Here is an 18,220-nt window from a genome sequence, read left to right as displayed (position 1 = left end):
TCCACCAGCAACGGCAACGGATCCGACGACGTCACCAACTCACGCAACGGAAACCGCCCCAGCACCCCGTCCACCTCCGGAGACAACGCCGCCGCGAGACGGGCGACCGGTGGGCGCGACTCGTCGCGCAGGGCGCGGACGGCCGCCCGGATCGTCTGCCGCCGGGGTCCGTCCGGCACTCCGGCGGCTGCCCGCTCGTACAGGTCGGCGCCCTCCTCCAGGACCAGGGCCACGTCGATGCGGGAGGGAACCTTGATCTGCGCGTGCCGCCGCCAGGTGGTGACCGGATCGCTCCACGCCTCCACGAGATAGGTCCAGTTGCCGGTCGACGACGGTGTCACCTCGGCACCCCAGCGGTCCGATCCGGGTTCCAGTTCACGCATCGGCGTCCAGGGACCGGGACGGCCCTCCGGGTCCCGGAGAACGACGTTGGCGCCGATCGCGCCGTGCCCCTCGGCGAAGACCGTCGCGGTGACCTGAAAGGTCTCTCCCTCCACCGCCTTGGCCGGCCGTCTCCCGCCCTCGACGGCGGGCCGGACATCGACGATCGGTATGCGCCCGGTCACGGTCCTCGCGCCGTCGGCGACAGGGGGGTTCGCCTCCCGGTGCACGGCCTGCGGTTCCAACGGTCCTCACCTCCTCCGCCGTTCTAGACACTCGGTGGGCGCCGGCTCTGCGGTCTTCGTCTCACAGCTGCGTACGGCCGCCTCCTAAGCGTTCGCCGACGGTGCGTGACACGTTCCGGGCACGGTCCGCTCACGACGGTCGGTGGGTTCCCGCGGGTCGCGTGGGTGGCAGGGATCGCGCATCGAGCGGGGGTGACGGGCGTTCAGGTACAGCTCGGCGGCGTCGACGGCCTCACGTGCGCAGCGCTTGCCCATCAGCACGCACAACGTGTAGCCCGTGTCCTCGAAGTTGCCGCGGACGGCGCGGTTGTCGGGAGACGCGAGCATCCGGCGCTCCCAGGCCCGGTACTGCTCGAGGTGTCTGGCGACCTCGGCTCTGGCCGGCTGGAGCATGGCACGGTCACCTCCCACTCTGCGCTGAGCACGGTTCCGGGGCGTTGCGCGGGGCGCCGTCCGGAGGGTGCGCGACGGCCGTGCACGGACGCGAGGTGATCCGTTACGGCGATCGAGACCTTCACCCATGGTGCACGGTCCGACGCGCAGCGTCCTGTTCGGGTTTCAACCACAGTGTCGGGTGCGCTTCGTGTTGCACGAATGGAGTAGTGCTCTCACTCTGGACTTACTCAGAAGCGATGAACGCTCACGCTTCGTGATCGGGGCTCGGCCCCCTGGGCCGGAGGAGGAGCGAGAGCTTCGCCGGTGAGGAGTCAACGACGATGAAGACCGCACAGCCCTGCTACTACCACCTCGACATGGAACTCAGCCCGGAGCGTATCGGGCAGGTCCGGCGGATCCTGGCCGCCCACCTCCGCTACTGGGACCTCGAGATGCTCGTCGAGCCCGTGTGCCAGTGCGCCGAGGCGCTCCTGCACACGATCGACCGGCATGCGGCAGACAAGAACACCACGATCGAGATGTGGTGGAACGGTCAGCACCTCATCACCGCGGTCCAGGACGCCGAACGGGACATCCGGCCGCACTACGCGCCGAGCGGCTGCCTGACGAAGATCGCGGCGCTGAGCAACGGCTGGGGCTACTGTGCCACCGCTGCCGGCGGCAAGATCGTCTGGTTCTCGCAGCGGGCCCGGTCCGGTGAGCGGGCACCCCTCGTTCCGGTCGCGCCCGCCCCCAGCCTGCGCGCGACCCGCCCCGTCCCGCGTGCCCTGCCGCTGCCGGCGGTGGCAACGGCGCGGGACCGGGAGGAGCAGGCGGCCGAGCGGCCGGAGCCGGCCCTCGTCCCCGCCTAGGCCCTGTCGTCCACGCTGTCGTCCAAGCGCTGCCGTCCGGCTCCCGTCGTCCGCCCGAAGGGCGGGGCAGGCGGGAGTCCGGCGACAGGGCCTGGCGACCGCGGTACGGACGGTGCCTGCGCCCCGTGCGCACCCACACGTGACGCCGCCCTTCCGGCCCGGGGGTCGGTGCTGCCAGACTCCGGACGTGCCTGACTTCGACATGCTCGTCATCGGATCCGGACCCGGCGGCCAGAAGGCCGCCATCGCCGCGGCCAAGCTCGGCCGCCGGGTCGCCGTCGTCGACAACCCCGACATGCTCGGCGGGGTCTCCCTCCACACCGGGACCATTCCCTCCAAGACCCTGCGGGAGGCCGTTCTCTATCTCACCGGCCTCACCCAGCGGGATCTGTACGGACAGAGTTACCGGCTCAAGGAGGACATCACCGTCGCCGACCTGACCGCGCGCACCCGGCATGTGGTCGGCCGGGAGGTCGACGTCATCCGCAGTCAGCTCTCCCGCAACCATGTCTCCCTGTTCACCGGAACCGGCCGGTTCACGGACCCTCACACCGTCGCCGTACGCGAAGGGACGGGCGACGAAAGGCTGTTGAGCGCGGAGCACATCGTCATCGCCACCGGCACCAGGCCCGCCCGGCCCGCGAGCGTCGAGTTCGACGGCCGGTCGATCATGGACTCGGACAACGTCCTGGCCCTGGAGCGGGTGCCCCGTTCGATGGTCATCGTGGGAGCGGGTGTGATCGGCATGGAGTACGCCTCCATGTTCGCCGCCCTCGGCAGCAAGGTCACCGTGGTCGAGAAGCGGCCCGGAATGCTGGATTTCTGCGACGTCGAGGTGATCGAGTCGCTGAAGTACCACCTGCGGGAGCTGGCCGTCACCTTCCGCTTCGGGGAGACCGTCGCGGCCGTCGAGCGGCACCCCAAGGGCACCCTCACCGTCCTGGAGAGCGGCAAGAAGATCCCCGCCGACGCCGTGATGTACTCGGCGGGACGACAGGGCGTGACCGACGGACTCGACCTCGGCAAGGCGGGCCTGACCGCCGACGCGCGCGGCCGCATCACGGTCGACGAGCACTACCGCACCGAGGTGGCGCACATCTACGCCGTCGGTGACGTGATCGGCTTCCCGGCGCTCGCCGCAACCTCGATGGAGCAGGGCCGCATGGCGGCGTACCACGCCTGCGGTGAGCCCGTGGACGAGCTGACCGCCCTCCAGCCGATCGGCATCTACACCATCCCCGAGATCAGCTTCATCGGACGGACGGAGGATCAGCTCACCGAGGACCGCGTTCCGTTCGAGGTCGGCATATCCCGCTACCGGGAACTGGCCCGCGGGCAGATCATCGGCGACTCGCACGGCATGCTGAAGCTGCTGGTCTCCCCGGAGGACCGCACCCTGCTCGGGGTCCACTGCTTCGGCAGCGGGGCCACCGAGCTGATCCACATCGGCCAGTCGGTCATGGGGTGCGGCGGCACGGTCGACTACCTGGTCAACGCGGTCTTCAACTATCCGACGCTCGCGGAGTCGTACAAGGTCGCCGCACTGGACGCGACCAACAAGATCCGGCAGATCGACCGGCTCAAGGACTGACCGGCACGGCCCGAGGACTCACATCGCGTGCGCGGCCGGGCTCCTCGCATGGACAGCACGGCCCCATGTGATCGACACTCGGCAGGTGGCAAGGTACTTCGACATTCACCCGGACAACCCCCAGCCGCGCACGATCGGGCAGGTCGCCGAGAGCATCCGCGACGGTGCGCTCGTGGTCTATCCGACGGACTCCTGCTTCGCGCTGGGGTGCCGGCTGGGCAGTCGCGACGGCATCGACCGTATCCGCGCGATCCGCCATCTCGACGACCGTCATCACTTCACGCTCGTGTGCCGGGACTTCGCACAGCTGGGTCAGTTCGTGCACGTCGACAAGGACGTGTTCCGAGCGATCAAGGCCTCGACGCCGGGCAGCTACACATTCATCCTCCCCGCGACGCGCGAGGTGCCGCGCAAACTGCTGCATCCGAAGAAGAAGACGGTCGGCGTCCGGATCCCCGACCACGTGGTGGCCCAGGCGCTGCTCAACGAGCTCGGTGAGCCGATCCTGTCCAGCACGCTGCTGCTGCCGGGCGAGGAGGAGCCGATGACCCAAGGCTGGGAGATCAAGGAGCGGCTCGACCATGTCGTGGACGCCGTGGTCGACTCGGGCGACTGCGGCACGGAGCCCACCACGGTCATCGACTTCTCCGCCGGCGAGCCGGAGATCGTACGCAAGGGGGCCGGCGACACGTCACGGTTCGAGTGACGGGCGGGCGCCCGGCCTCCCGTCGGCCGGGGCACGCCCGCGACCGTCGCAGCTCAGCCGGTCAACGGATCCCCGACCGGGCCTTCCTCGTCCACCGTTTCGCCGTGCAGCCGGCGCACGAGGGAGTCCCGGTGGAGTCCGGCGAGCGCGGCCAGCAGGTCGGGGTGGCGCAGCAGCGGAGCCGCGCGGCGGTCCCGCTCGCCGGGATCGGTGAGCCTTCGGAAGTCGAACGCCAGGCCGGCCGTGTGGTCGCTGCCGGCCAGCGCGCCGACCGCGTCCCGCGCGAGGGACGCGGTGGTCAGCAAGCTGGCCGCCCAGCTCGCGACCACTTCGTCCACCCAGGTGCGCCAGTCGGCGTCGGTCTCGTCGGCGGCCGCCGCGTCGTATCCGGTGAGCCAGTCCAGGCGGGCGGAGCCGCCCGGCCCGACGAGGGCGACGAGGGAGGCGTCGGTGACGGTGGGATAGCGCAGCCAGGCGGCGACCATGACGGCCTGGGACGCCTGGGCCTCGGCCAGGGCGGCGTCCAGCGCTCCGCCGGTGCCCGGATAGGAGCGCAGCAGCCACTGTGTGGTGGCGGCTATGACGGGGGACAGGTCGGCTGACATTCGCGTCACCCTACCCATCGGGTGAAAGGGTGGAAATGGTTCATATCACATCCGGGTCCGGACGAGACGGGTCACTCATGCTGCGGCACGATCGCGACCGGGCAGTCCGCGTGGTGCAGCAGCGTGTGGCCCACCCGGCCGAGCTGGAGGCCGAAGTGGCCCTTCCTGCGCCGGGCTCCGATGATCACTAGGTCGGCGGCCGCCGAACGCTTCAGCAGCACCGTGCGCGCCGGCCCCTCGACCGTGTCGGGCCGCACCCGGACGGCCGGGTGGTCGGCCGCCGCGTCCCGCAGCAGGGCATCGAGCAGCAGGGACGCCCGCTGCTCGTGCAGGCGCACCGGTACCCCGGCGGGCGCGGACTGGTCGGTGGTCTCGTGGGCCGGGCGGCGCCAGGCCCGTACGACATCGAGGACGCAGTTTCGTGCCTCGGCCTCGCGGAAGGCGAACCGCACCGCCTCGGCCGTCGCGGCGGGGTCGCCGGCCCCGAGCAGGATCCGTTCGTGCGCACCGGCCAGGCCGGCCGGGTCGCCGCGGACGACGATCACGGGACAGTGCGCCCGCGCGGCCACGGCCAGGCTCACCGAGCCGAGGAGCAGGCCTTTCAACCCTCCTCGGCCACGGCTTCCGGTGACCAGGGCCGTCGCGCTCAGGCCCTCGTGCAGGAGCGCGGACACCGAGTCCTCGGGCCGGACCCTCGTGGAGACCCCCACCGCGGGATCGCGCCGGCGGGCACGCTCGGCCGCCGAGTCGACGACGTCGTCCACCCTCGTTTCCTCGGACCGCTGTTCGGGGTCGTCCGAGGGTGACCCGCCTTCGTAGCGTTCCCACAAGGAGGCGTACACCAGCCGGAGCGGCAGCCCGTGCCGGGCCGCCTCGTCCACGGCCCAGTCGACCGCGGTGAGACTGGGCTCCGATCCGTCGACGCCCACGACCAAGGGCAGCTCCATCCCTTCCACCGCCTTCCACCGGGCTGCGGCGGCGCGCAGCACGGGAGCGTCTCCTTATCACCATCGCACCGCGGAGGGCTCGGCAGGAGGGCCTGTGCGGTCCTGTTCCCGGACGAAAAGGCCCTGCCGCCCAGATCTGGCGGTTCCATCGCTCGCGTGGTGTCCTGAAGGAGACGGAAAGGGCCCGTAAGAGACGCGGAGCAGCGGCCGGCTGCCGCGCACCGCGCAATCAGGATCCGCGAGAAGCGGATGGGGTCCTTTCCGCCTCGTCATGGCGTGCTGGTGGAGCCGCCGGGTGGCCCCGACGGCCGGGAGCGGGCCGGGCAGGGGCGCGCGCACTCGCGCTCGGGAAGAGGAGCACAAGTCCCCGGCCGCACCACGTGAGAGGAAGGCCCCCGGAGGTCCGTCGGCCCCGGCCCGGAGGCCGATGGTCCCCCTGTGCCGGGACCGGGCGGCCCGTGGCGCGGTACTCGGTGCACGGCCACGCTGAAGACAGAAATGCCCCGGTCTCCCGCAGAGCACGGTCGGGAGGCCGCCGCACCGCGGAAGCATTCGCCGACCGGCCCCGGCGACCGGAACGAAAGGACATGGAGCGATGACCTCCGGCACCACCATGACCGCGGCCCTCCCGGCCGAGCACCGCGAACGGCTGATGCAGATCGCCAGCGAGGTCTCGTTCCCGGAAGGAACCCGGCTGTTCGAGGAGGGCCGGCACGCCGACCGGTTCTGGATCGTCCGGACCGGGAGCGTGGCGCTGGACCTTCATGTGCCCGGCCGCCGCTCCGCCGTCATCGAGTCGCTCGGGCACGGCGAACTGGTCGGCTGGTCCTGGCACTTCACCCCGCATGTGTGGCAGCTGGGCGCCGAGGCCGTCACCCCCGTGCGGGCCTACGAGTTCGACGCCGTGACCGTGCGGGCGATGTGCGACGCGGACGCCGAGTTCGGCCGCGCCATCGCCACCTGGATCGGCCGGGTCCTCGCCCACCGGCTGCACGCGGCCCGCACCCGGCTGCTCGACCTGTACGCACCGTACGGCAGCGGAGACCGCTGAGGAGGACACCGTGACCGGCAGCCCCCACGTCGTGGGCGACGTGATGACCCGCGCCGTTGTCGCCGTCGGCCGTGACGCCCCGTTCAAGGACGTCGTCGACCGCATGGACCGGTGGAACGTCAGCACCCTGCCCGTGCTGGAGGGCGGGAGCCGGGTGGTCGGCGTCGTCTCCGAGGCCGACCTGCTGCCGAAGGAGGAGGTGCGGCAGGGCGGCCCGGACCGGTACGGGCGGGCGCGGCGGCTGTCCGACCCGGCCGGGGCGGACGCGGTGACGGCGGGCGAGCTGATGTCCTCCCCCGCGATCACCGTCCATGCCGGGAGCAGCCTCGCCCGGGCCGCCCGGATCATGGCCCAGCGCAAGGTCAAGCGGCTTCCCGTCGTCGACGACGAGGGCATGCTCGAAGGCATCGTCAGCCGGGCGGACCTCCTGAAGGCCTTCCTGCGGCCGGACAACGACATCGCCGACGAGGTACGCCGGGACATCGTGGACATCCTCTTCCCGGCCCCGGTCGAGCCCGTCCACGTCATGGTCACCGAGGGCGTCGTCACCCTCACGGGGAAGGTCCAGGACAGTCCCCTGATCCCGGTGGCGCTGCGCCTGGCCCATGCCGTCGAGGGTGTGGTCGACGTGGACTGCCACCTCTCCGGGACCGACGTCACCTGACACGGCCCGTCCCCGCCCGCCGGACGGCGCCGGCCGTGCCGGCCGCGCAGAAGAACCGTCAGGCGGGAGAACGGCCAAGCAGAAGACCGGTCAACCGGTCATCCTCCGCCACTGCGGCCCGACATGCTCCCACTCCCGGTCCCATGCCTCCATGCGCCGGCGGTTCAGGCGCGCGCGCAGCAGCCGTCCGCAGACCAGCACCCCGCCCGCGGCCCCCATACCGGCGAGCGCCCCCACGACCGCCGCCTGCGCGTGGGCCTGACCCCCGGTGGCGGGCCTGGAGATCAGGTCGCCCGAGCGGTCCGTCCACACGGTGACCGCAGTGCCCGCCTTCGTGCCGGGCCGGACCTTCACCATGCCCGTGTGGGGCGCGCCGGAGGCGGTCCAGCGCGCCTGCGCCCACACTCCCCCGCCGCCGTCCACGGACAGCGCCCACGGCGTGCGGACCGCGTCGTGCGTCAGCACGGCCCGGGCCTCGTGGCACTGGGCGCGGTGCGCGGCGAGCGCGTGGGCGACGGCTCCCGCCGCCGTCCGGCCCCCGAGCACGCCGGACAGGAGGACGAGTGCCCAGATGCCGAGGAGAAGCCACGCTTCCAGCCGGTCACTGCCGCGCCGCAGCGGATTGCGCCGCCATCGCCACAGCCACGCGCCGGCCCCTGGCGTCCCTCTGGTACGCCCTGTCGCTGCCATCACCTGATGCTTCCGGCGCCCCAGGTCCCGTGGAGGACGTCGTCGCCGGGGAGGTCGGGGTCGAGGTCCGGGCGGCGGGGCGGGCCCGCGAGCGCGCAGTCCACGTCCACCACGCCCTCGACGCCGCGCACCAGGCGGGTCACCACGGGCACGAGCGAGGTGTCCGGGATGCGCCCGGTAAGGCGCACGACCCCGTCGTGCACCGCCACGCGGACGGGCTCCGGCGAGGCCGGGAAGAGGTGGGCGACGATCTCGTCGCGGACCTCCTCGGCGATGTCCTCGTCCTCCCGCAGGAACACCTTGAGCAGGTCGGAGCGGCTGACGATGCCGAGCAGCGCGCCCTCGTCGCTGACGACGGGCAGCCGTTTGACCCCGGAGCGGGCCATGGTCCGGGCGGCCTGGCCGAGCGTGGCGTTGGCGGCGACGGTGACGGCCGGGGCGGTCATCAGCTCCCCGGCGGTCACCGCTCCGGCCTTGACCAGGTCGGACAGCCGCTCGAGCCGGGCATGCCGGTCCTGGTCGCTGTCGCGGTACTCCTCCTTGCGCAGCAGGTCCGCCTCGGAGACGACGCCGACGACCCTGTACTCCTCCTCCACCACGGGCAGGGCGCTGACGTTCCACTCCCGCATGGTCTTGACGATGTCCTTGAACGTCGCCGCCCGGCCCAGGGCGACGACCCGGCTGGTCATGACGTCGCTCACGAGGCGCGGGGTGCCGTGCATGGTGTCCTCCGGTGGTGTCGAGGCGGGGACAACAGGGCGACGAACCGCACCCGGGTCCGCCGCGCCCGGGGTCATACGGTGATGCGCCTCCCGGTGATGCAGAGCGTCTCGATACGGATCCACAGGTCCCGCTGCCCGCCCGGCCAGGGCTCGCAGTGCGCGTGGTCCTCGAGCCGGCGTACGGAGTCGGGGTCCGTCACCGTGCTGGCGTGCCCGCGCACCAGCACGCTCCAGCCCTGGCTGAACGAGGCGTCGATGCGGTCGACTTCGAAGGCCACCTGGGTTCCTGACGCCTGGGACGGCACGGTGCCCGGCGCGGTCCGGAAGACGACCGCGCCGTCGATGACGCAGTAGTTCACCGGGACGATCTCCGGCCCCGAGACGGTGGGCACCGCCAGGCGTCCCACGCCGTGCGACAAGAGCAGGTCACGGCACTCCTGGATGGTCATCTCGGCGAACTTCGGATGCCCTCCGGCCTGGCCGAGGCCGGGCGGCAGCTCGACGTCGCCGCCGGTGAGCTCGAGCACCGTGGTCTCGAGTGCTCCGGCCAGTCTGAGCAGGGTGCTCACACCCGGCGCGGCGGTGGGCTGCTCCTCCAGGTACTGGAGGTAGCTGGGAGCCATGCCCGCCCGGGCGGCCGCCTCGTCCCGGGACACACCGAGTTCCTCACGCCGCAGGGCGAGCCTGCGCCCGAGAGCGCCCGCGTGATGCCCTTCCGTCGTCTTCGAGGATCCCTGTAGGGCCATGGCCCGTCACTCCCTCTCCTCACGCCGCCCGGACGGCGACGACTTCGTGCTGCTGCCCGCCCCCCAGTACCACCTTGAGTGCGCCCGTGTCGGCGCCCCGGCCGAAGACGTCGTAGGCCTCCTCCATGTGGTCCAGCGGGAAGGCGTGCGTGACCAGGGACGAGGTGGGCAGCCGGCCGGCGGCCGCCATCCGCAGCAGCGTGGGCGTGGAGTAGGTGTCGACCAGACCGGTGGTGAGAGTGATGTCCTTGCTCCAGAGGTCCTCGAGGTGCAGGGTCACGGGCTTGCCGTGGACGCCCATGTTGGCCACGTGTCCGCCTGGGCGCACCAGGCGCGTGCACAGCTCGAAGCTCTCCGGCGCCCCGACCGCTTCGATGACCACGTCCGCGCCCAGCCCGTCGGTGAGATCGGAGATCAGCTCCTGGGCCTGGCCGGGTTCGGCCAGGGCGTCGGCACCGAGCTGTTTCGCGGCGTCCAGCCGTGTCGGGGCCAGGTCCACTGCGACGATGCGTTCGGGGGCGAACAGCCGGGCCGTGGCGATCGCCGCGAGCCCGATGGGCCCGGCGCCGACGACGGCGACGGTGTCGCCGGGGCGTACGTGTCCGTTGAGCACACCCACCTCGTAGGCGGTGGGGAAGATGTCCGCGAGGAGTACGGCGTCCTTGCTGTCCACGGTGCCGGGCAGCGCGTGGAGGGACAGGTCGGCGTAGGGGACCCGGACGTATTCGGCCTGGGTGCCGTCGATCAGATGGCCGAGGATCCAGCCCCCGCCTCCGCGGCACTGGCCGTACGTCCGCTCCCAGCAGTAGCCGCACCGTCCGCAGGCGGTGATGCAGGAGACCAGGACGCGGTCACCGGGTTGTACCGTGTGCACATCGGTGGCGGTCTCGACGATCTCGCCGACCGCCTCGTGGCCCAGTACGGTGCCGGGGTGTGTCTCGGGTACGTCGCCCTTGAGGATGTGCAGGTCCGTTCCGCAGATGGTGACGCAGTCGACGCGCACGATCGCGTCGGTGGGGTCCTTGATGTCGGGATCCGGGACCTCCTCCCAGGCGGCCTGTCCGGTGCCGTGGAAGACGAAGCCCTTCATGGTGGTCCTTCCTTCCTCTCCCCGGGCCTTCTGCGGTGCGGGGACTCGGCGGAAGCTGTGGGGCCGGACACCGTCAGGATGCCACAGATGCCCCTGTTATCCAGATTTTCCGATTATCCCGGTATTTGCTCGGCCGGTCGCCCTGGATCGCGGACCGCCCGGCGGTACTCCCCCGGTGCGCCGCACCTGCCCCGTTCGATCCCGGTCGATCGGGACCGAACGGCCCTTTCGGCGGCATGCCCGCTTCCGCTTGTCTCGGACCATGCGCGAAACCCCGTCCGGGTCGTCGCCCGGCGACCCGGAACGCGTCGGCAGCGGGACGACCGTCGTACGGCTGCGCGGCGAGGTCGACATCGTCGCGGCGCTGACCCTCGGCCCGCGCCTGGACGCGCTGACCGCCGCTCCGTGCCCCGATCTGGTGCTGGACCTGCGCCCGGTGTCCTTCATCGACTGCTCCGGGCTGAGCCTGCTGTGCCGGGCCCGGAACCGCGTCCTGGCGCGGGGCGGCCGCCTGCGGCTCGTCGTCGACGGCACCCCTGTGCTGCGGCTCCTGCGCCACACCCGGCTGGCCGATGTCTTCGAGATCGGCCAGCACCTGCCCCCCGGGGCCGTGCCCGCGCCGGACGCGGTGGGCCCCGAGACGGCGCGCTGAGGCGCCGTACCGCGTCCGCGCCGGCACGCCCCGGAGTCACGATGTCCAGCTCCACTCCGCGACCTCGGGCAGATCCGTGCCGTGCTCCCGGATCCAGGCGTGGTGGCGGGTGCGGGCGTCGGCCATCTGCTGGCGTACGGCCGCGGAGCGCACCGCGAGCCCTGGCACGCGGTCGATGACATCCATGACCAGGCGGTAGCGGTCCAGATCGTTGCGGACCACCATGTCGAACGGGGTGGTCGTGGTCCCGGACTCCTTGTAGCCGCGCACGTGCAGGTTGTGATGACCGTTGCGGCTGTAGGCGAGTCGGTGGATCAGCCAAGGGTAGCCGTGGTAGGCGAAGACGACCGGCTTGTCGGGGGTGAAGAGGCCGTCGTACTCGAAGTCCGTCATGCCGTGCGGGTGCGCCTCGTGCGGCAGCAGCCGGGTCATGTCGACCACGTTGACCACGCGGACCGCGAGCCGGGGCAGATGGCGGCGCAGCAACTGGGCCGCGGCGAGCACCTCCTGGGTGGGTACGTCACCCGCGCAGGCGAGCACCACATCCGGCTCGCCGTCGTTCTCGGTGCCCGCCCACTCCCAGATTCCGGCGCCGCGCGCGCAGTGGACACGCGCCTCGTCCATGGAAAGCCAGTCGAAGCAGGGCTGCTTGCCGGCCACGATCACATTGACGTAGTCGCGGCTGCGCAGGGTGTGGTCCGCCACCGACAACAGGGTGTTGGCGTCCGGGGGCAGATAGACGCGGACGACCTCGGGGCTCTTGTTGAGGACGTGGTCGACGAAACCGGGGTCCTGGTGGGAGAAGCCGTTGTGGTCCTGGCGCCACACATGCGAGGTGAGCAGGTAGTTGAGGGAGGCGACGGGGGCGCGCCAGGGCAGCCGCCGCGATGTCTTCAGCCACTTGATGTGCTGGTTGACCATGGAGTCGACGATGTGCACGAAGGCCTCGTAGCAGGAGAACAGCCCGTGCCGTCCGGTGAGGAGATAGCCCTCCAGCCAGCCCTGGCAGAGGTGTTCGGAGAGGACCTCCATGACGCGGCCGTGCCGGTCCAGGTGTTCGTCCACCGGCAGCATCTGCGCCTGCCATGCCTTGCCGCTGGCGTCGAAGACGGCCTGAAGCCGGTTCGAGGCGGTCTCGTCGGGACCGACCAGGCGGAAGTCCCGCCGGGCGGCGGTGTCCTTCATGATCTGTTCCAGCAGTCCGCCGAGGACCCGGGTGGGCTCGTGCAGGGTCGCGCCCGGCTTGTCGACGGGCACCGCGAAGTCGTCCAGGTCGGGAACCGGCAGGTCGCGGACGAGCAGCCCGCCGTTGGCATAAGGCGTGGCGCCCAGCCGGCGGGCGCCCGAGGGCACACACGCCAGGACGTCGGCGCTCGGGCGGCCGTCGGCGTCGAACAGTTCCCCGGGCCGGTACGACTTCAGCCACGCCTCCAGCTGTGCGAGGTGCGCGGGGTTCTCCCGGACGCCGGCCAGCGGCACCTGGTGGGCACGCCAGGTGCCCTCGACCGGTTCGCCGTCGACCTCCTTCGGACCGGTCCAGCCCTTGGGGGTACGCAGCACGATCATCGGCCAGTGCGGCCGCTCCGGCACTCCCTCCTGCCGAGCCGTGCGCCGTATCAGATCGATACGGTCCAGGGCCTCGTCGAAGGCCGCCGCCAGCGCCCGGTGGACCTGGAGCGGATCGTCACCGGCCACATGGATCGGCTCGTGACCGTATCCCCGCAGCAGGGCGTCGAGTTCGGGTTCCGGGAGCCGGGACAGCACGGTCGGGTTGGCGATCTTGTAGCCGTTGAGGTGGAGGATCGGGAGCACCGCCCCGTCGTGGACCGGGTCCAGGAACTTGGTGGAGTGCCAGGAGGCCGCCAGCGGTCCGGTCTCCGCCTCACCGTCGCCTATGACGCAGGCGACCAGCAGCTCCGGGTGGTCGAAGGCGGCTCCGTACGCGTGCGCGAGCGAATAGCCCAGCTCGCCGCCCTCGTGGATGGACCCGGGCACCTCGGGCGCGACATGGCTCGGTACGCCGCCGGGGAACGAGAACTGGCGGAACAGCTTCGCCATCCCCTGCGCGTCCCGGGTCACGTCCGGGTAGGTGTCGCTGTAGCTGCCGTCCAGCCAGGAGTTGGCGAGCACTGACGGACCGCCGTGTCCGGGCCCCCAGACACACAGGGCGTCGAGGCCGCGCGCCTTGATGACCCGGTTGAGGTGCGTGTACACGAGGTTCAGCCCGGGCGAGGTACCCCAGTGGCCGAGCAGCCGCGGCTTGATGTGCGCGGGCCTGAGGGGCTCGGTCAGCAGCGGGTTGGCCATCAGATAGATCTGGCCCGCGGCGAGGTAGTTGGCGGCCCGCCAGTGGGCGTCCAGGGTGCGCAGTTCGTCGTCGGCCGGCGGGGTACCGGTCCGGTGGTCGGCGTGCGGCATGGGTGACTCCACAAGTCGTCGGGAGCTGTTCATCGAACGGACGGACGGGGCGGCGCGAGGGCCGGTGTGCGCGGACGAGGCGGCGCGAGGGCCGGCGGGGGACGTGCGGGCCGATGCCCCGGGGCCGGTCAGTCGTGTGCGACGACGGCGACGGGTGCGGTGGCGTGGTGCAGGACGGCGTGGGCGACGGAGCCGATGTGGACGCCGAGCGGGTTGCGGCGGATCCGCCGGCCCACGACCACCAGCGACGCCTCCCGCGAGGCGTCGACGAGCAGAGCGGCGGCGGAACCCGACCGGGCCCGCTCCACCACCTCGACTGCGGGGTATTTCTGCCGCCACACACCCAGTACCTCGCTGAGGGCACCGGCCCGCTCCCGCCCGTACCGGTCATGCGGATCGACCTCGGCGGCCGTGCCGGCGGCGGAGGTGAACGGCAGGCTCCAGCCGTGCACGACGTGCAGTGCGGCAGCGCGGTGGGCGGCCTCCTCGAAGGCGAATCCGATCAGCGACGCGTCCGCGCCGCCGATGTCGAGCCCCAGCACCACGGGACGGAACCGGGTGGCCGCGGACGGGATCCCCACGGGATCCCTCTCGTGCTCGTCGGCGGCCTGCTCTCCGGCACGGACCAGGATCACCGGCCGTACGGCGCGGGCCACGACGGCGAGCGACACCGAGCCGAGCAGGAACCCGCCGGCTCCGCCCAGCGCACGCGAACCCAGCACGAGCAGTTCGGCGTGCTCGGCCGCTTCCACCAGCAACTCGGCGGGCCGTCCGGCGAGGTGCTCGGCGGTCACCTCGACGCCGGGGTGCCGCAGCCGAAGCCCCTCGGCGGCCTCGCGCGGGATCCTCGCGACCCAGTCCTGTCGGGTCTCGGTGCCCAGCAGGGGGGCCCGTATCAGGAGGTCGGGGATGGGCTCCCAGACGTGGACCACCGTGAGCGGCAGGCCGCGCAACCCGGCCTCGCGGGCCGCCCATTCGGCGGCGGCCCGGCTCTCGGACGAGCCGTCGAGTCCGACGGTGACGGGGCGGGGCATGGTCTCCACCTCCCGAATCGTGGATCGCGGGGCTCTCGGGGAGGCTCCGGATCCGCTTCCAGCGTGGGGCCGCGGGGCCTCGGAGGGGAGGGGCCGTAGGTCCCGGCCGTGGGGCCGACCGGTGTCTGGGCCCGCCCGGCGAGAGTTGTCATCCGTTCAAGCCGAGTCACCCGTTCAAGCGCTGTCGCCCGTTCAAACGGTGCAGCCGTTCAAGCGCTGTCACCCATTGAGGCGTGCGGTACGACGGCGACCGGGCAGCGGGCGTGGTGGAGCACCGCGTGGGTGACGGAGCCGATGTGCGGTCCCAGATGGGCGTCCCGCCTCCGGCGCCCCACGACGAGAAGGGAGGCGCACGCGGAGGCATGCACCAGTTCGGCGGCGGCCCGCCCCTCGGCGACGCTCTCGGTCACCGGGACCCGGGGGAACTTCTCGCACCAGGGGCGGAGCGCCGCCACCAGGATGTGGTCCCGTCCGGCGAGCGGTTCCCCGGGGGGTGCCGTGTCCGGCGGGCCGTCGTCGGCGTGGGCCGGGACCGCGCCCATGGCGTGGATCACGCGCAGCCCGGCGTCACGGCGGCGGGCCGACTCGAAGGCGAACCCGAGCAGCTCGTCGGAGGGGTGCTCGGTGTCCAGCCCGAGGACGACGTCGCGGTAGGGGGTCTCCGGGATCTCCTCGGGCGAGACGCCGTCCAGAGCGGGCAGATGCTCGTCCGCGGTGGTCTCGCCTGCCCGGACGAGCACCACGGGGCGCGATGACCGGGCGAGGACACGCTGGGACACGGACCCGAGCGCGAACCCCGCGATCCGGCCGAGGCCACGGGATCCGAGCACCAGTACCTCCGCCTCCTCGGCGGCCGCGAGCAGGACGGCGACCGGGGAGGCGGACAGCAGCACGTCCTCCATCCGCAGCCCCGGGTGCGCGGCGCGCACGCTGGCGACCGACCGCCGCAGGTCGCGCTCGGCGACACGGCGCCGAGCGGTGTCGGCGGACACGGGGGGCACCAACCCCGGCTGCCCCCTCCAGGCGTGCACGAGGCGCAGCCCTGCGCCACGGCGCAGGGCCTCCCGGGCGGCCCAGTGGGCGGCCGCGAGGCTCTCGGTCGTTGCGTCGACTCCCGCGGTGACATGCTGAGCCATGGTGCGCACCTCCAGCGCATGGCCTGGACGGCCCGACGGCCGGGCGGTCCATGACCGCGGCCGGAACGCGGCCCCCACGCCGACAAGCGTCGGTCTCCCTGCCCACCGGGGGCGCTCCTTCGAGGACCAGCATGCTCCGCGCGCAGCGCACCGACCACTGGGAGAAGCGATGCGAGGGCCTGAGGAGGAAGGCATGGTGGGGGTACGGGGCCGGTCGGCCCTAGTGCTTCCGGTCACCCGTGGGTGACGATCGTGGTCGAGGGCGGTCCGCAGCCCGTTCCCGCCCCGAGAAGGAGAGGTCCGGATGGCCGAGGCGCCCACCTTCACCGAGGACAGCCCGATCCGGGTGTTCCTGCTGGACGACCACGAGGTCGTCCGACGCGGCCTGGCCGACCTGCTGGACACCGAACCCGATATCTCGGTGGTCGGTGACGCCGACACGGTGGAGCACGCGCTCGCCCGCGGCCCGGCGCTGCGGCCGCATGTCGCCGTCCTCGACGTACGCCTCCCGGACGGCGACGGCATCACCGTCTGCCGTGAGCTGCGCAGCCGGATGCCGGAGCTGGCCTGTCTGATGCTGACCTCGTTCGACGACGAGGACGCGCTGCTCGACGCGATCATGGCCGGAGCCTCTGGCTATGTGCTGAAGCAGATCAAGGGCTCCGACCTGGTCTCGGCGGTACGCACCGTCGCCTCCGGGCAGTCCATGCTGGACCCGGCGACGACGGCACGGCTGATGCGCTCCCTGCGCGCGGACCCCGCCGACCAGCCGGCGGTCGCACCGGAGCTGGCGAGCCTGTCGCCGCGCGAGCGGGAGATCCTCGCGCTGATCGGGGACGGGCTGACCAACAGGGAGATCGGCCGGAAGCTCTATCTGTCGGAGAAGACGGTCAAGAACCACATCTCCCGGCTGCTGGCCAAGCTCGGTGTGCAGCGCCGGGTCCAGGCCGCGGTACTCGCCTCCCACCTCGCGACACCGGCGCCCGGGGGCGGCCCCACCCGGTGAGCCGGGGGCGTGCCGCACCGTTCGGGTGCGGTGGCCGCCGGGTGCGACGGGCCGTCAGTCCCCTTCCGGCCGTATCGGGACGTCCCACACCAGCCGCGTCCCGCCGCCCTCGTGGCGCTCGCCTACCGTGAGGGTGCCGCCGAGGGCAACGGCCCGTTCCTCCAGGTTCCGCAGCCCACTGCGGCGGGCGCCCCGCGGCACCCCGCGACCGTCGTCGGCCACCGTGAGCGTCAACGCACCCGCCGCCAACCGCAGATGCACGTCCACGTGGTCCGCCCCGGAGTGCCGGGCCGCGTTGCTCAGGGCCTCACCGAGGACGGCGATCACCTGGTCGGCGACGTCGTCGGGGACATCGGTGTCCACGAGTCCCTCGATCCGCAGCGCGGGCGTGAAGCCCAGGGAGGCGGCCGACGCCGTCACCGTCGCGGACATCCGGGCGCGCAGACCCGTCTGCTCCTTCGCCCGGCCGCCATGGGTACGCAGGCCGAAGATGGTCGACCGGATGATCTTGATGGTCTCGTCGAGGTCGTCGACGGTCCGCGACAGCCGTTCGGCGGCCTCGGGGTGGTCGACGAAGCGCTGGGTGCTCTGCAGCGTCATACCGGCCGCGAACAGCCGCTGGATGGCGAGGTCGTGCAGATCGCGGGCGATGCGGTCACGGTCCTGGAGCAGTGCGATCTGCTCGGCTTCCCGACGGCGCTCGGCCAGCTCCAGCGCGAGCGCGGCCTGCCCCGCGAACCCGAGCAGCGGACCGGCGTCGGTGTCCGTGAACGGGGTGCGGCCCGCCGTGCGCCCGAGCAGCAGCACCCCGAGGGACTTGCCGCTGGCCACCAGCGGCACTCCCAGCACGGGCCCGAGTCCGGCCCACAGGTCGGAGTCCCGGACGATCCGGGCGTCCTTCTGGATGTCCGCGCTGACCACCGGCTCGGTCGTGCTCAACGCCGCATCCACGAAGCCGTCCCGTCCGGACACCACCAGGCCCCGGCGCCGCTCCGCCTCCAGGCCGACCGCGAGCAGCGGCCGCAGCACGGTCTCCCCGGACACCCGCTCGGCGATCATCCCCACATCGGCGGAGACGATCCCCCGCGCCTGTTCGACGATCATCTCCAGCACGTCCGGGCCCGGGGCGCCCGACAGCAGGGCGCTGGTGACCTGGGAGCTCGCCCTGAGCCAGCGCTCGCGCAGCCGCGTCTCCTCGTAGAGCCGGGCGTTCTCGACGGCGACGCCCGCGGCCACCGCCAGGGTGGACAGCACCGCCTCGTCCTCGGCGTCGAACTCCGCGGCGCCGC

At 72.3% G+C, this 18,220-nt stretch carries 19 protein-coding genes; 7 read left to right on the top strand and 12 right to left on the bottom strand.

Features of this window, described 5'->3' with window-relative positions:
* A partial coding sequence (locus ABZ876_RS38740; RefSeq protein ID WP_361791029.1) for a maltotransferase domain-containing protein occupies positions 1-611 on the bottom strand: 611 nt, incomplete at its 3' end.
* 99 nt (positions 612-710) lie between these two features.
* A complete protein-coding gene (locus ABZ876_RS38735; protein ID WP_361791020.1) occupies positions 711-1,019 on the bottom strand; it encodes a DUF5133 domain-containing protein in 309 nt (102 codons plus the stop codon).
* A 323-nt stretch (positions 1,020-1,342) separates the two neighbouring features.
* Here ABZ876_RS38735 and ABZ876_RS38730 point away from each other — a divergent pair, with 323 nt between their 5' ends.
* The 3 genes from ABZ876_RS38730 to ABZ876_RS38720 all read left to right on the top strand — a co-directional run bounded on the left by ABZ876_RS38730 (position 1,343) and on the right by ABZ876_RS38720 (position 4,170).
* A complete protein-coding gene (locus ABZ876_RS38730; RefSeq protein ID WP_361791017.1) occupies positions 1,343-1,873 on the top strand; it encodes a pep a2 in 531 nt (176 codons plus the stop codon).
* Between the two features lie 187 nt (positions 1,874-2,060).
* Complete coding sequence (gene sthA / locus ABZ876_RS38725) at positions 2,061-3,464, top strand: Si-specific NAD(P)(+) transhydrogenase (RefSeq protein WP_361791014.1); 1,404 nt, start codon at positions 2,061-2,063, stop codon at positions 3,462-3,464.
* A gap of 85 nt (positions 3,465-3,549) precedes the next feature.
* Positions 3,550-4,170, top strand: a complete 621-nt coding sequence (locus ABZ876_RS38720) for an L-threonylcarbamoyladenylate synthase (protein WP_361791011.1) — start codon at positions 3,550-3,552, stop codon at positions 4,168-4,170.
* Between the two features lie 53 nt (positions 4,171-4,223).
* Here the strand turns inward: ABZ876_RS38720 and ABZ876_RS38715 are convergent, their stop codons facing one another.
* Positions 4,224-4,775 carry a hypothetical protein gene (locus ABZ876_RS38715; protein ID WP_361791008.1) on the bottom strand — a complete coding sequence of 184 codons (552 nt, stop codon included), beginning with the start codon at positions 4,773-4,775 and terminating at the stop codon, positions 4,224-4,226.
* Between the two features lie 71 nt (positions 4,776-4,846).
* On the bottom strand, positions 4,847-5,722 hold the full coding sequence (locus ABZ876_RS38710; protein WP_361791026.1) for a universal stress protein: 876 nt from the start codon (positions 5,720-5,722) through the stop codon (positions 4,847-4,849).
* Between the two features lie 595 nt (positions 5,723-6,317).
* On the opposite strand from ABZ876_RS38710, the gene ABZ876_RS38705 reads away from it, so the two are divergent.
* On the top strand, positions 6,318-6,773 hold the full coding sequence (locus tag ABZ876_RS38705; RefSeq protein WP_361791005.1) for a cyclic nucleotide-binding domain-containing protein: 456 nt from the start codon (positions 6,318-6,320) through the stop codon (positions 6,771-6,773).
* A 10-nt stretch (positions 6,774-6,783) separates the two neighbouring features.
* Entirely contained in the window at positions 6,784-7,437 is a 654-nt protein-coding gene (locus tag ABZ876_RS38700; protein ID WP_361791002.1) for a CBS domain-containing protein, read from the top strand.
* 90 nt (positions 7,438-7,527) lie between these two features.
* Here ABZ876_RS38700 and ABZ876_RS38695 read toward each other — a convergent pair whose 3' ends face one another.
* From ABZ876_RS38695 to ABZ876_RS38680, 4 genes are all read right to left on the bottom strand, one after another.
* A complete protein-coding gene (locus ABZ876_RS38695; RefSeq protein WP_361790999.1) occupies positions 7,528-8,127 on the bottom strand; it encodes a hypothetical protein in 600 nt (199 codons plus the stop codon).
* The gene (locus ABZ876_RS38690) at positions 8,127-8,849 is read right to left on the bottom strand and encodes a CBS domain-containing protein (protein WP_361790996.1); all 723 of its coding nucleotides are present in this window, start codon (positions 8,847-8,849) and stop codon (positions 8,127-8,129) included. The genes ABZ876_RS38695 and ABZ876_RS38690 overlap by 1 nt, the downstream gene beginning before the upstream one ends.
* Before the next feature lie 71 nt (positions 8,850-8,920).
* Positions 8,921-9,595: a pyridoxamine 5'-phosphate oxidase family protein gene (locus ABZ876_RS38685; protein ID WP_361790993.1), complete on the bottom strand. Its 675-nt coding sequence runs from the start codon at positions 9,593-9,595 to the stop codon at positions 8,921-8,923.
* A gap of 19 nt (positions 9,596-9,614) precedes the next feature.
* The gene (locus ABZ876_RS38680) at positions 9,615-10,685 is read right to left on the bottom strand and encodes a zinc-dependent alcohol dehydrogenase family protein (protein ID WP_361790990.1); all 1,071 of its coding nucleotides are present in this window, start codon (positions 10,683-10,685) and stop codon (positions 9,615-9,617) included.
* A gap of 262 nt (positions 10,686-10,947) precedes the next feature.
* Between ABZ876_RS38680 and ABZ876_RS38675 the strand changes: the two genes are divergently transcribed.
* Positions 10,948-11,337 carry an STAS domain-containing protein gene (locus ABZ876_RS38675; RefSeq protein ID WP_361790987.1) on the top strand — a complete coding sequence of 130 codons (390 nt, stop codon included), beginning with the start codon at positions 10,948-10,950 and terminating at the stop codon, positions 11,335-11,337.
* A gap of 36 nt (positions 11,338-11,373) precedes the next feature.
* Here ABZ876_RS38675 and ABZ876_RS38670 read toward each other — a convergent pair whose 3' ends face one another.
* The 3 genes from ABZ876_RS38670 to ABZ876_RS38660 form a co-directional block, all read right to left on the bottom strand.
* On the bottom strand, positions 11,374-13,755 hold the full coding sequence (locus ABZ876_RS38670; protein ID WP_361790984.1) for a phosphoketolase family protein: 2,382 nt from the start codon (positions 13,753-13,755) through the stop codon (positions 11,374-11,376).
* Between the two features lie 128 nt (positions 13,756-13,883).
* The gene (locus ABZ876_RS38665; RefSeq protein ID WP_361791023.1) at positions 13,884-14,789 is read right to left on the bottom strand and encodes a universal stress protein; all 906 of its coding nucleotides are present in this window, start codon (positions 14,787-14,789) and stop codon (positions 13,884-13,886) included.
* 209 nt (positions 14,790-14,998) lie between these two features.
* Complete coding sequence (locus tag ABZ876_RS38660; protein WP_361790981.1) at positions 14,999-15,925, bottom strand: universal stress protein; 927 nt, start codon at positions 15,923-15,925, stop codon at positions 14,999-15,001.
* Between the two features lie 304 nt (positions 15,926-16,229).
* On the opposite strand from ABZ876_RS38660, the gene ABZ876_RS38655 reads away from it, so the two are divergent.
* The gene (locus tag ABZ876_RS38655; protein WP_361790978.1) at positions 16,230-16,931 is read left to right on the top strand and encodes a response regulator transcription factor; all 702 of its coding nucleotides are present in this window, start codon (positions 16,230-16,232) and stop codon (positions 16,929-16,931) included.
* 54 nt (positions 16,932-16,985) lie between these two features.
* Here the strand turns inward: ABZ876_RS38655 and ABZ876_RS38650 are convergent.
* The coding region (locus ABZ876_RS38650; protein ID WP_361790975.1) for a GAF domain-containing protein at positions 16,986-18,220 on the bottom strand (1,235 nt) is incomplete at its 5' end.

The organism is Streptomyces sp. NPDC046931, from assembly GCF_040644655.1.
Lineage (GTDB): Bacteria > Actinomycetota > Actinomycetes > Streptomycetales > Streptomycetaceae > Streptomyces.
Note: the sequence above shows the minus strand (reverse complement) of the source record. Positions and strands in the feature narration are given on the sequence as shown.